This is a genomic window from Lampropedia hyalina DSM 16112 (assembly GCF_900129055.1).
GTDB lineage: Bacteria > Pseudomonadota > Gammaproteobacteria > Burkholderiales > Burkholderiaceae_C > Lampropedia > Lampropedia hyalina.
In genome coordinates, this window is record NZ_FQUZ01000019.1 from 1 (window position 1) to 12,633 (window position 12,633).

Here is a 12,633-nt window from a genome sequence, read left to right on the forward strand (position 1 = left end):
TGGTCGGGCGGGATGTTGGTGGCCGTGCCACCGAAGAACACCAGCAGAACCTGCCCGGAATGCGGCTGCGTCAGCAAAGACAACCGGCAAACGCAGGCGCGTTTTGCGTGTGTGGAATGCGGTTACGAAGAAAACGCCGATGTGGTCGGCGCGATCAATGTCTTAAGGGCGGGACACGCCCGGTTAGCCTGTGGAGAGGACGTAAGCCCCGCCAAGCCTGCAAAGGCAAGGTGCGCAGCCTCGGTGAAGCAGGAACCCACCGAAGCGACTCATACTGGCTTCGGGCCGGTATGAGCACCGTAGGAATCCCCTGACTTTAGGCAGGGGAGGATGTCAAGCCATTCAATGTCTATGGATATGGCAATGGGCGATAAGCCATTGCTGCATCTGGCGCAAATGCGGCACTCAGGGCCATCGCGCCATGCCAAAAGCATTCGATACGTCCCCATTTTTGCCAGACACCAACCCCACACGATCCCGTCATGCCGGGCTTGACCCGGCATCCAGAAGCATTGCACGCCCCAGGCTATTGGAGTTTTCAATGCAGACGTTGCCACTGGATGCCGGGTCAGGCCCGGCATGACGCTGTGGGTGAGTTTCACCATCATGCAAACTGTATGCGGTACCGGCTGGACTGGCGGGCATCAGGCTTTCAGGTAGTCCCATTTGCCGCCCAGCCAGCGGGCCATGTGGGCTTCGGCCAGAGCGGGGTCGTGTTGCAGCATCCGGGGAGCGAGTGCGCGTGCCCATTCCAGCAGGTTCTGGTCGGTGGCCAAGTCGGCAAAGCGCAGCAGGGCCGCGCCCGACTGGCGCGCGCCCATGAATTCACCGGGGCCGCGAATTTCCAGGTCGCGCCGTGCAATCTCGAAGCCATCATTGGTCTGCGCCATGGCTTGCAAGCGTTCTTTGGCGGTGTCGCTGAGCTTGCCGTGGTCGTTGGTGGCGTACAGCAGAATGCAGGCCGATGCCGTGCTGCCGCGCCCCACGCGCCCGCGCAACTGGTGCAGTTGCGACAGGCCAAAGCGTTCGGCATGTTCCACGATCATCAGCGAGGCATTGGGCACGTCCACGCCCACTTCGATGACCGTGGTGGCCACCAGCAGGTCGATGTCGCCAGCGGCGAAGGCGGTCATGACGGCCTGTTTGTCGGCCCCGGACATGCGCGAGTGCAGCAGGCCCAGGCGGGCATGGGGCATGGCCTCGCCCAGCGTCTCGTAGGTGGCCGTGGCGTTGGAGAGGTCGAGGGCCTCGCTTTCCTCGATCAGCGGACACACCCAGTAGGCTTGCCGCCCCTGGGCAATCTGCCGTGCCAGCCGCTCGATGAGTTCGTCGCGGCGGTGTTCGGCAATCAGCCGCGTGACGATGGGGGTGCGCCCCGGCGGCAGTTCGTCGATGGTGGAGACGCTGAGGTCGGCGTAGTAGGTCATGGCCAGCGTGCGCGGGATGGGCGTGGCCGTCATCATCAGCATGTGTGGCTCCATGCCTGCGCCTGCGAGGGCAGTGGCTGCGTTATCCGCATCGGTTTGGGCATCGGCAGGGGTGTCGTGGCGGCGCAGGCTCAGGCGTTGCGCCACGCCGAAGCGGTGCTGTTCGTCGATCAGCACCAGCCCCAGCCGTGCAAACTGGACGTGCTCCTGAATGATGGCGTGGGTTCCGACCACCAGCGCGGCCGTGCCATCGGCAATGGCTTGCAGCATCTGCTGGCGTTGTTTCTTTTTCTGCGCGCCCACCAGCCATGCGACGCTCTGGCCGCGCTCGGCCAGCAGCGGGTTCAGCCATTCGGTGAGTTTGCGGAAATGCTGCTCGGCCAGAATTTCGGTGGGAGCCATCAGCGCACATTGCCAGCCCGCATCGATGCCGATGGCCGCCGAGATGGCCGCCACCACGGTCTTGCCGGAGCCGACATCGCCTTGCAGCAGGCGGTGCATGGGGGTGGGGCGGGCAATGTCGAGGGCGATTTCTTCACAGACGCGGCGTTGCGCCGCCGTCAGCGCGAAGGGCAGCCGCCCCAGCAGTTGCTCGTGCAGCGGCAATGGTGCATCGGTGCCAGCGGGGGCGGTGTGTGGCTTGAGCACGGGGGCGACCAACTGCGCGCGCGCCTGCCGCAGCTTGTACTGCGAGAGTTGCTGCGCCAGCAGTTCTTCGGCCTTGAGGCGTTGCCAGGCGGGGTGGGTCTTGTCCTCCAGCGTGGCCAGGGCCACATCGGGCGTGGGGTGGTGCAGAAAGTGCAGGGCTTCGTGCAGCGACCAGGTGCGCATCGGTGCGCCCTGTGTATTAGGGAAGGGCGGTGGCGGAGCCTGGGGTGGCAGGGTTTCGGGCAAGGCCACGCGCTGCAATGCCGTGGCAATGACGCGCCGCAGATACGCCTGGGGCAGGTTGCGGCTGGTCGGATAGACGGGGGTGAGGGCAGCGGGCAGATTGCCTTCGGCAGCCTTGACCTGGGGATGCAGCATCTGCCGCCCCCAGAAGCCGCCGCGCACCTCGCCCCGGATGCGCAGCCGCTTGCCCACCGCCAGGCTTTTCTGCTGGTAGGGGTAGAAATTCAGAAAGCGCAGGGTGCAACTGCCGCTGGCATCTTCCACCTGCACCACCAACTGCCGCCGGGGCGAGAGCTGCACTTGCTGATCGACCACGGTGGCCTCGATCTGCGAGGTCTGCCCCTCGCGCGTGGCGGCAATGGCGATGATGCGGGTTTCGTCCTCGTAGCGCAGCGGCAGGTGCAGCACCAGGTCGATGTCGCGCACCAGTCCCAGTTTTTCCAGGGCTTTTTTCAGAACCTCACTCATGGGAAAAAGCGGCGGGACGGTGGCTGGCGGACTCAGGCGACGCGGCGTACCCAGCCGCGTGTGTCGGCCTGCTTGCCGCGTTGCAGGCCGGTGAGTTCCTCGCGCAGTCGCAGGGTCAGCGGGCCGGTTTCGCCATCGGCAATCTGGAATTCACCGTCGGCAAACTTCACACGCCCCACCGCAGCGACCACGGCGGCGGTGCCGCAGGCAAAAACTTCCTTGAGCTTGCCGCTTTGTGCATCGGCCTGCCATTCGGCGAAGGAGTAGGGGCGTTCCTCGATGACGATGCCTTTTTCCTCGGCCAGTGCCAGCAGCGATTTGCGGGTGATGCCTGGCAGAATCGTGCCCGATAGCGGGGTGGTGACCAGGCGGCCATCGTCCATCACGAAGAAGATGTTCATGCCGCCCAGTTCTTCCACCCACTGGTGCTCGGCACAGTCGAGAAACACCACCTGATCGCAGCCCTGCTCATAGGCTTGGGCCTGTGCCACCAGACTGGCCGCATAGTTGCCGCCGCACTTGGCCGCGCCCGTGCCGCCCTTGGCCGCGCGGCTGTACTCCTGCGACACCCAGACGGTGACGGGCTTGGCCCCGCCCTTGAAGTAATCGCCCACCGGCGAGGCAATCACGCAGAACGTGTAGTGGTGCGAGGGGCGCACGCCCAGGAACGCCTCGCTGGCGAACATGAAGGGGCGCAGATACAGGCTGCCATTGCCCGCCGGAATCCAGTCCTTGTCGGCCTTGACCAGGGCTTCCACGGCTTCCAGGAATACTGCTTCGGGCAGCGTGGGCATGGCCATGCGCACTGCCGACTCGTTGAAGCGTTGCGCGTTCTGGTCGGGGCGGAACAGCGTGATGGCATCGTCCGCACCCCGGTAGGCTTTCAGGCCCTCGAAAATCTCCTGCGCATAGTGCAGCACCGCAGCGGCAGGGTCCAGCAGAAAAGGCTCGCGCTTGCGCAGCTCGGCCTTGTGCCAGCCTTGGCCTTCGGACCACTCGATGGTCACCATGTGGTCGGTAAAGGCCGTGCCGAAGCCACCGCGATCCAGCAAAGCCTGACGTTCTGCGGCGGGGGTGGGCGTGGGATGGGGGATATGGGTGAATTGCAATGGTTGTTGTGGCATGACGCCTCCTGAAAACACGGCCAGGGCGACACACAGAATGCGCCGGTCGTGACTGTGAAAAATGCAGTGCCCAGGGTCAATTCCTGTGCCGAATCGCACATGATACTATTTGTGCAGACTTGGCAGTGCAACCGCCCTGCCGACTGCGTTCGCGCCCCCATTCAACCCATGCCAGGAGAACACGCCATGCCAGCCACCCCCCAGTCTGCTCCAGCCCTGCCGCCCGCCGACCCGCAACGCCGCCAGACGCTGGGCTACCTCACCGCCACGGCATTGACGGCCACCTTCGCGCCCCTGACGGCATCGGCAGCCGGCTCCAGGCCTGCTGCGCCCACGCCTGCCAGCCCCAGCACATTGCCCGCACTGCCCTATGCCTACGATGCGCTGGAGCCGCACATCGATGCGCAGACCATGGAAATTCACCACACCAAGCACCATCAGGCGTATGTGAACAACCTCAATGCCGCCATCAAGGGCACGGCATGGGACGGTGTGCCTGCCGAGCAGTTGATCGTGCATCTGGACAAACTGCCCGACAACATCCGCACCGCAGTGCGCAACAACGGCGGCGGCCATGCCAACCACAGCCTGTTCTGGACGGTGCTGGCCCCGGCTGGCAAGGGTGGTGGGGGCCTGCCCCAAGGTGCGCTGGCCGCAGCCATCGAGCGCGATCTGGGCGGCTTCGAGCCGTTCAAGGAAGCCTTCACCAAGGCGGCACTGACGCGCTTTGGCAGCGGCTGGGCCTGGCTGTCCACCGACAAGAGCGGCAAGCTGCTGGTGGAAAGCTCCGCCAACCAGGATAGCCCACTGATGCAGGGCATCGGCTCCGGCCACACCCCGATTCTGGGGCTGGACGTGTGGGAACACGCCTACTACCTGAAATTCCAGAACCGCCGCCCCGAGTACATCGGCGCATTCTTCCATGTGGTGAACTGGGCCGAACTGGCACGCCGCTACCAGCAGGCGCAGGGCAGGGCATAAGCCCCGGACGGGCCTTAGGGAAGGTCTGCAAAGCCCGTTGCGCCGCCCGCATCCCGCCATTGACCGCAAAAGCCGCCTTGCGCTGCATCCCACTGGCGGGCGCGGGCTTACCGCAAGGGTTTTGCAGACCTTCCTTAGAACTGAATGCGTGCCACGCTCTCGTTGCTGCCGCGCGGGTCGTCCTTGCCGTTCTTGACGGTCACGAACAGGGCATTGCGCCGGGCATCCAGTGCCAGGCTGTTGGGGTGCGTGGGCAGGGCCACCGTCTGCAATGGCTGGTTGCGGGCACTGTCGAACACACTGACGGAGCCTGCGCCACGGTTGGTCACATACAGGCGTTGGTGGGCATCGTCCACCAGCACGGCAATCGGGCCTTCACCGGTCGGCAGGCTGGCCAGCAGCTTGCCATCGGCTGCATTGAGTGCCACTACGCGGTTGCCCTCACCCCGGCGGCGGTGGTTCTCGATGCCGCCCTGCTTGCCGCGCATCTCCTCGATGTTCTGCGCGCCCTGATCGGTGGCGAACACGCGCTGGCCGCTGCGGTCGAATGCCAGATTCAGCATCTGGTCGGAATCCACCTCTGCCTTGGACACGGCCAGCGTTTTCGTATCCACCGTGAACAACTGCCCCTGCTGGTTCGAGACGTAGAGCCTGCCGCCCTGCGCATCCAGGGTAATGCCGGTGGCAAGGAAGCCAAAGCCGCTCAGCACCTTCTCGACTTTCAGACTGCGGGTGTCCACCACATACAGCACACTGTCCTGGAACCACAGGCCGGGCATGTAGAGGCGGTGATTGGCCGCATCCACCACCAGCTCACGGAAGCCGTGCGGGAAACGCTCGACCTCCTTGCCTTCAGGGTTCGTGGTCTTGATTTTTTCGGCCAGTTGAATCGAGCCAATGGTCTGATGGGTCGCCACATCGATCACGGTGACTGCGGCATCGCTCCCGTTGCCCACATGCAGGCGACCGGCGGCATCATCCAGTGCCAGACCATAGCCCCTGCGCTCCAGCACGATCTCGGCCTGCACAGCCAGCGTTTGCGGGTGCAGGCGCAGAATGCGCGAGGGCGGCGCACCTTCGCCACGGCCACCAGCCGAAGCGACGAACACCGCATCCTGCCGGGCGGAATACACAATCTCATACAGGCCGGGTGCGATGGCCTGGCGCACCACCTGCGCTTGCGCTACCGCCGGTGTCGCCGCCGTGCTTTGTGCAGGGGCCTGTGCCGCAGAGGTCGTGCTGTCGGTAGCGCAACCGGCCAGCAATGCTGCGAGTGCAGCCGCAATGAGGGAATGACGGGCGAATGGTTTCATGTTCATCCGATTGCGCGAGAAACCCCGGCTTTCATGCCGGGTAGGGATAGCGCGGCACGCAAAGCGTGCCCCTGTCTCGCTTCCTTTCTATGGGAGCTATCTTTTAGTGAAACAATACCAGCGTGGACATCAAACGCGCCTACCGATTCCGGTTCTACCCGTCGCCCGAGCAAGCATCGACGCTTGTCCGCACGTTCGGCTGCGCGCGTTTTGCCTATAACTACATGCTGCGCCTTCGCACCGATGCCTGGATGCAGCGGCAGGAAAAAGTCGGCTATCACGAATCGTCTGCCGCGCTCACGGCTTTGAAAAAACAGCCTGAATATGAATGGCTCAACGAAGTCTCCAGCGTTCCGGTGCAGCAGGCCTTGCGCCATCTGCAAACCGCCTTTGGCAACTTCTTTGCCAGGCGTGCCCGCTACCCGCAGTTCAGGCGCAAGGACGGAAAGCAGTCTGCCGAATACACCACCAGCGCATTCAAGTGGGACGGCTCGGCCTTGAAGCTGGCGAAGATGGATGATCCGCTGGATATTTGCTGGTCGCGCCCGATTCCGAAAGCGGCCAAAGTCACCACCGTCACGGTTTCCAAAGACACGGCAGGCCGCTACTTCGTCAGCCTGCTGTGTGACGATGCCGTGGCCGCAAAGCCCGAGGCTGATGGCAAGGTCGGCATTGATCTGGGCCTGACTCACTTTGCCATCCTTTCCACCAGCGAGAAAGTCGCTGCACCCAACACATACCGCAAGAACGAAGCCAAGCTGGCCAAGCTCCAGAGCCGCCTTGCCAAGAAAACCAAAGGATCGAATCGAAGGAGAAAAGCCAAGCTCAAGGTTGCCAGGCTGCACGCGAAGATCGCAGACTCGCGCAAGGATTTCCTGCACAAACTTTCCACCCGGCTGATAAACGAAAACCAAGTGATCGCCGTGGAAAGCCTGTCTGTCTCGAACATGCAGAAAAACCGCCATCTCTCGAAATCCATTGCCGATGCAGGCTGGTCGGATTTCGTGCGGCAACTGGAGTACAAGGCCCATTGGTATGGCCGTGAACTGATTGGCATCGACCAGTGGTATCCATCGTCCAAACGCTGTTCGGACTGCGGATACACGATGCCAAAGATGCCATTGAATGTGCGGCAGTGGACGTGCCCGGAATGTGGAGAACACCACGACCGGGACATCAATGCTGCACGCAACGTACTGGCCGCCGGACTGGCGGTGTCAGCCCGTGGAGAAGCGGTAAGTCCTGTGGCTCTTTGAGGCATCGGCTGGGTTCTGTGAAACGGGAATCCCCTGCCTTTATTTGGGTAGGGGAGGATGTCAAGGCCTTGTGAAGTGAGGAAGAAAAAGAAAACAGAATCGGCAGGCAGCGGCTCTCAGCGCACCGCCATGTGCCGACGCTCCTGCCAGCGGTTGAACAGCAGCAGGAAGACAAACACCATGGCCGCTGCCGCACTGGTGTGGCCGCTGTAGGCCACCAGCCCCAGGCTCCAGCCGCGTGCCGCCACCGCCAGCCACAGGGCGGCCAGCAGCGATGCCCAGCCCGCCGCCCGCAGGCAGCGCGAGGTGCGCGGCTGGAGTTCGCGCCCCCACAGGTCTTCCTGGTGCCTGCCCATGGCCAGTGCCAGCGCAGCAAAACCCACCAGCGAACCCATGAAAACCAGCAGGTGGCCCAGCCAGGGAATGTGCAGCATGCTCATGCCATCTCTCCCTCGGCCTCGATGGCCTTGGCTGTGGGCTTCGTTTTGCGTACCGGCTTGGCCTTGGGCTGGTACTGGTGCGTGCGCCATGCCAGATGCGCGTGCAGGGCGGCAAAGGCCAGCAAGCTCAACTCGAAGCCAGCGAATACCCAGTCGCCCCCCCACAGACTGCGCCACAGCGGCCTGTCGGTGCTGAAGGCATTCAATACCGGCAGCAGGGCCAGCAGCACCGTCGCCAGGGCCAGCAGTTCCACCCAAGCCTTCTTGGCCGGGCGCACCAGTGCCCAGGCCAGCGTGCCGGCCCAGACGATGAAGAAGCCGTGAATCTCCCACTGGGCACGCTCGGCGGTGTGCAGCGGCAGCAGCCGGTTGCACCAGAAGAACGCAGCCATGGCCGCGCTCAATCCCGCAATCGCGGCAACATTGAGCCGCTCCACCAGTGCAAAGCCGAAGTAGGGTTTGAGCGGATCGGGCAGCTTGGTGCGGCGTTTGACCGTCCACAGCACCAGCCCGGAACCCACCATCGCCGTGCCCGCCAGACTGACGAGAAAGTACATCCAGCGCGTGACCGTGTCCGCAAAGCGGCCCAGGTGCAGGCCGTAGAGCACACCCCGGGTCTCGGCTGCTGCACCCACGCGATCCTTGGTTTCCATGATGTCGCCCGTGGTGCCATGGAAGACGATGTAGCGCGGGCTGGTGCTCACGCGGCCTTGCTCGCTCGGCACCAGCGTGACTCTGGCACTGGCATCGCCGGGGTTGTGGATGGTGATGCGGCCCACCTGCTGCCCCTGCCAGTGCTGCCGGGCCTTCTGCACCATCGGGGCAATCGGGGCCAGCTCTGCGGCCTGGCCGCTTGGCGGCCCGGCAGGCACGAAGGCACTCATTTCAGCGGTGAGCTGCTGGCGTTGCTGCGGGGTCTGGAAGGCCACATCGCTGGCAAACGGCAGGTACAGCAGCATCAGCGTGACCAGCCCGCTCCAGGTAATCATGAAGTGGAACGGCAGGCCCAGCACCGACAGCGCGGCATGGCCATCGAGCCAGCTGCGCTGGCCCTTGCCCCAGCGGAACGTGAAGAAATCCGCAAAAATCTTCTTGTGCGTAATCACCCCGCTGACGATGGCCACCAGCATGAACATGGCACAGAAGCCCGCCAGCCAGCGCGCCCACAACACCGGCATGTAGTGGAAATTGAAATGGAAGGCGTAGAAAAAGTCGCCCCCGCGCGTCTCGCGCGCTTGCAGCCGCTGGCCGCTGGTGGCATCGAAAACGCCATTGCCAAAGCGGGGGCCTTCACCGGGCGGATTGCGCCAGAACGCCGATGCCGTCGCGTTGCGGGGCGTGGGCAGGGTGATCGTCCACTGCGGCGCGCCGGGTGCATGTTCGCGGGCCATGGCATCGACCAGACGCTGGGCGACGATGGCCGCATCTTCGCGCTGCACGGCAGCGGGCAGTTCCGGGCGCATCCAGGCACTCATCTCGTCGCGGAAGTAGGCGACCGTGCCAGTGAGGAACATGGCATACAGAATCCAGCCCACCAGCAGGCCCGTCCAGATGTGCAGGTCGGACATGGTCTGGCGGATGCCCTTGGGTTTGACGGGCTTGCCGGGTTTTGCGGATTGGATGGCCTTGGGCGGCACCGTCTGGCTCTCTGTGCTGCTCATGCCCCGGCCCCATGCCACACCCACAGGGCCAGTGGCAGCAATACCAGCGCGGCCACCACCAGACCGACCCAGGCACGGGTGGCCGAGCGCACGGCAAACACCCACACCACCGCACCGGCATAGACGAGGAAGGCCAGTTGCATGCCCCACAGCACCGCTTCGGGCCGCGAGATGGGCAGTGCCAGCACCGCCACGGAAAACAGCGCGGCCAGCGCATAGCCACCCAGCAACGCAGCGACGATGCGCGAGATCAGGCCGCTCCAGCGGAGACACCAGCTCAAGAAAGCTTGTAACCGCAAAGAAATGCGGTCAGCAAACACCAGCATGTTCAGCTCCATTCATGCCTTGCGTACAAACACGATGAAAAGAAATAAAGGATTGGTTTGCTATCGGCACCGTGTACTGCATACGATGGAGTTCTTTTAAAAATCGACGGTTGCTGATACCAAGAAGGTGCGAGGAGCCCCCAGTCCACTGGAGAGCGTACTGGCCCAATATGCTTTGTTGGTAACGTTTTGAACTGTGGCTCGCAATGTCAGTGGGTGATCGCCAAATGCGGTTGTGTAACGTGCTCCGATGTCGTAAATGGTGCGACCTGGTACCCACAGCGAGTTGTCTGCGTTGATGTACTGCTTGGTTGCCGATGAGGCATTGGTAGTCAGGGTCAGACCTTGGATGGCGGCAATATCCCATTCCGCCCCAAGCTTGGCCTGAAGTTTGGGAGCACCGGTTGCCAACTTGCCCTGATTGACTCCACCAGAGGTTTGGGTGAGTTTGGGCTCCAGGTAGCCAATACCCCCCATCAGGCGAATACCTTGGTAGGGCATACCAAAGAAATTCCATTCCACGCCACGGTTGCGTTGCTCGCCACCAAAAGCATAGACGTTGGTCACGGGGTCTGTGTACGAACTGGGACGCTCAATCTCGTAGAGGCTGAACGTGTGTGCGAAGTCGCCGTGGTCGAATTTGAAGCCAATTTCCTTCTGCTTGGTCTTATAGGGCGGGAAAACCTGCCCGGCATTCGCTGCACTGGCTGGAGCGGTCGCCCCCTGGCTCAGGCCTTCAACGTAGTTGCCGTACATGGAGAACGTGTTGCTGATTTTGATCAGCAGTGCCCCCGCAGGTGTGGTGGCATGGGCATCGTAGCGGGAGGTGCGTGCGCCGCTGGCAGCGTCGAAGCTATCGCTTACCACCTGCTGGCGGCGAATGCCAAGCGTCAATTGCACTCTGTCTTCGGCAAACGACAGTGTATCTGCCACTCCATAGCTGCTCATGCGTACTGCACCGGTTTTGCTCAGTGGTTCCTGACTGAAGCTTGTATCCACCGATGGCCCCCAAACCGGCGCATAAATATTAGTGACCCATGGCTCTGTCCACATGTTGCGTAGAAAACCAAATTTGGTCGTGCTTTTGAAGTGCGTGGTGTTCATTACCCATTCATGGCCGATTGCTCCGGTCTGAAATGTTCCGCGCAAGCCAAGCTCGCCAGTGCGGCGACTGATGATTGAGCGTTGATGTGAAACGTTATTGCGGATGTCCCCAGCCTCGTTGAAAACTTGGTAGGTTGATGCAGCCAGTGCGTCGAAATCCACTTTGCTGCCCCCCAGTGCTGCGTAGGCTGTCAGGTGATTGGTGATATCCACTTCGCCACGAAACACCGCAGCACGGTCTTCTGTGTTGGTAAACGTCCAGGTTGGGTTCAACAGGGTTTCGGGCTTTGGTGGGCGGAGCACTGGCAGACCCGATGCGAGACTCACGCCACGGTTGAGGCCATCCACATGGTCCTTGCTGGTATACAGGTCTGCCGAGAAACGCGCACCCTTACCACGCCAATCCATTGCCAGCGAGGCCAGGTTGGTTTCCTTGTCCTGATGGTTCACGGCCCCCTCGCCATCCCGATACACGCCATTGACACGGATGCCCAACTCCTTGTTTTCGCCGAAACGTCTACCGACATCAATGTGTCCGCCAAACTGTGCATCGGACATATAGGTTGCCGTCAGTTGTGTCAGGGGCGTGTCTCCTGCGCGTTTGGGCACCAGATTGATGCTGCCTCCTACCGAACCACCCGGAGGCATGCCGTTGAGCAAGGCTGATGGACCTTTCAGCACTTCGACACGTTCATACATTTCCGGTGTCGTACGGTAATAAGGCTCGACACCATGTAGCCCTGCTACGGTGGCACTCGCACCAAAACCACGAATGGAGTAAGACTCGCCGATCATTCCAGATGCACCATTGCTGAACACAGCAGGATCGGTTGCTGCCACCACACTTGGCAAGTCGCGCGCTTGTCTGTCCTGTGCGTAAGTATCTGTATAACTGATAGTCGCAAACGGCGTTTCCATGAAATCCTTGTTGCCCAGCATCCCGATGCGGCTGCCGCTGGCGACCTGTCCTCCTGCATAGACTGGTGGCAATTCCCCCGGTGCATATCCCGAGGAGGCGGCCACCACCACTTCGGGCAACGCTCCAGTGGCAGAAGAGCTGCGACTGGCGCGAAGCACCGTGAATGCGCCCGGCACACTGTCATTGACCTGCAAATCCGTGCCTGCCAGCAGCAGATTCAATGCCTGGCGGGGGAGGTAGCTGCCCTGGACAGCCGGGGCCGTATGACCTGCCACCACTTGCTGGTCAAACAGCACCTGATGGCGCGATTGCTGCGAAAACCGATTGAGCGCGTGGGCCAGCGGCTGGGCTGGAATATGGAAGGTGATGCTCTGCTGTGCAGAAGCTGCGGTACTGGGTTGCTGGGCGCACAAGGTTTGAGGGGCCAGGCTGACGAGGGCGGCCGCGCTCAGCACCGACAGGCTCACCAGCGGGCGTACCTGTGCGCGAGCAGCCAGGCGGTTGCGATTTTTCATTCCACGATTCCTTTGACGGGCTGTGCTGAATGGGCACCAGATTGAATGCTTCAAACAAAAAAGGCGGGTGGTGGCTGGGCAGAAAAATGCGTGGCTGGCAACCGCAGGCCCGGTGCACTGCCCCACGATTCCCCTTGGGTTCAAAGCCGGTGCAGTGTGTGTGGCCCTATCTATATCAACCCTCCAGATGTGCCAAGTGGGAAGCAGG

Annotated in this window: 10 protein-coding genes; 3 read left to right on the forward strand and 7 right to left on the reverse strand. The window is 62.4% G+C overall.

The annotated features are described in order from the left end of the window. Window positions 1-294, forward strand: a 294-nt coding sequence (locus tag BUE21_RS08765; RefSeq protein WP_143164473.1) for a zinc ribbon domain-containing protein, incomplete at its 5' end; no start/stop codon positions are given. Between the two features lie 350 nt (window positions 295-644). Here BUE21_RS08765 and recG read toward each other — a convergent pair. After that, window positions 645-2,786, reverse strand: a complete 2,142-nt coding sequence (recG, locus tag BUE21_RS08770) for an ATP-dependent DNA helicase RecG (protein ID WP_073356313.1) — start codon at window positions 2,784-2,786, stop codon at window positions 645-647. Window positions 2,787-2,818: 32 nt separating this feature from the next. Beyond that, the gene (locus tag BUE21_RS08775) at window positions 2,819-3,910 is read right to left on the reverse strand and encodes a branched-chain amino acid aminotransferase (protein ID WP_073356314.1); all 1,092 of its coding nucleotides are present in this window, start codon (window positions 3,908-3,910) and stop codon (window positions 2,819-2,821) included. Window positions 3,911-4,096: 186 nt separating this feature from the next. Between BUE21_RS08775 and BUE21_RS08780 the strand changes: the two genes are divergently transcribed. Continuing rightward, window positions 4,097-4,891 (forward strand): superoxide dismutase, encoded by a 795-nt coding sequence (locus tag BUE21_RS08780; protein ID WP_084523079.1) that lies wholly within the window; start codon window positions 4,097-4,099, stop codon window positions 4,889-4,891. A gap of 134 nt (window positions 4,892-5,025) precedes the next feature. Here BUE21_RS08780 and BUE21_RS08785 read toward each other — a convergent pair whose 3' ends face one another. Then, window positions 5,026-6,204: a YncE family protein gene (locus BUE21_RS08785; protein WP_073356353.1), complete on the reverse strand. Its 1,179-nt coding sequence runs from the start codon at window positions 6,202-6,204 to the stop codon at window positions 5,026-5,028. A gap of 122 nt (window positions 6,205-6,326) precedes the next feature. Between BUE21_RS08785 and BUE21_RS08790 the strand changes: the two genes are divergently transcribed. Next, window positions 6,327-7,460, forward strand: coding sequence for an RNA-guided endonuclease InsQ/TnpB family protein (locus BUE21_RS08790; protein WP_084523083.1), 1,134 nt, complete (start codon window positions 6,327-6,329; stop codon window positions 7,458-7,460). A gap of 116 nt (window positions 7,461-7,576) precedes the next feature. On the opposite strand, the gene BUE21_RS08795 is transcribed toward BUE21_RS08790, so the two are convergent. The 4 genes from BUE21_RS08795 to BUE21_RS08810 form a co-directional block, all read right to left on the reverse strand. Further along, on the reverse strand, window positions 7,577-7,900 hold the full coding sequence (locus BUE21_RS08795) for a DUF3325 domain-containing protein (RefSeq protein WP_073356315.1): 324 nt from the start codon (window positions 7,898-7,900) through the stop codon (window positions 7,577-7,579). Next, on the reverse strand, window positions 7,897-9,561 hold the full coding sequence (locus tag BUE21_RS08800; protein ID WP_073356316.1) for a PepSY-associated TM helix domain-containing protein: 1,665 nt from the start codon (window positions 9,559-9,561) through the stop codon (window positions 7,897-7,899). The genes BUE21_RS08795 and BUE21_RS08800 overlap by 4 nt, the downstream gene beginning before the upstream one ends. Next, window positions 9,558-9,842: a DUF3649 domain-containing protein gene (locus tag BUE21_RS08805; protein ID WP_073356355.1), complete on the reverse strand. Its 285-nt coding sequence runs from the start codon at window positions 9,840-9,842 to the stop codon at window positions 9,558-9,560. The genes BUE21_RS08800 and BUE21_RS08805 overlap by 4 nt, the downstream gene beginning before the upstream one ends. Window positions 9,843-9,983: 141 nt before the next feature. Next, complete coding sequence (locus BUE21_RS08810; RefSeq protein WP_084523085.1) at window positions 9,984-12,425, reverse strand: TonB-dependent receptor; 2,442 nt, start codon at window positions 12,423-12,425, stop codon at window positions 9,984-9,986. Between the last annotated feature and the right edge of the window lie 208 nt (window positions 12,426-12,633).